Source organism: Methylobacterium sp. A54F (assembly GCF_053346035.1).
Genome location: NZ_JBKFBF010000194.1, coordinates 1 through 289 on the forward strand (window position 1 = coordinate 1; position 289 = coordinate 289).

Consider the following 289-nt stretch of genomic DNA (forward strand, 5'->3'; position numbering starts at 1 on the left):
ACCATCGGCGGCCTGGCGGGCAACAATTCCTGCGGCGCCCGCTCGCCCCGCTTCGGCAAGGTGAGCGACAACGTGCTGGGCCTGGGGGCGCTGTTCCACGACGGCGAGCCCTTCGGCTTCGGGCTCACCGGCAACGAGGCGTCCGGCGTCACGGGCTCCGAGCGGGCCGAGGACCTGGCGCGGCGGATGCTCGACCTCGCGCACGCCAACCGCGACGAGATCGAGCGCATGTACCCGCGGGTGCAGCGGCGGGGCGGCGGCTACAACCTGGATTCGCTGATCGAGCCGC

1 protein-coding gene is annotated in these 289 nt (G+C 73.0%); it reads left to right on the plus strand.

The window, feature by feature from the left end; all coding sequences use genetic code 11:
- Positions 1 to 289: hypothetical protein (locus tag ACLBXP_RS25930; RefSeq protein ID WP_447670660.1), on the plus strand; the 289-nt coding region annotated here is incomplete at both ends.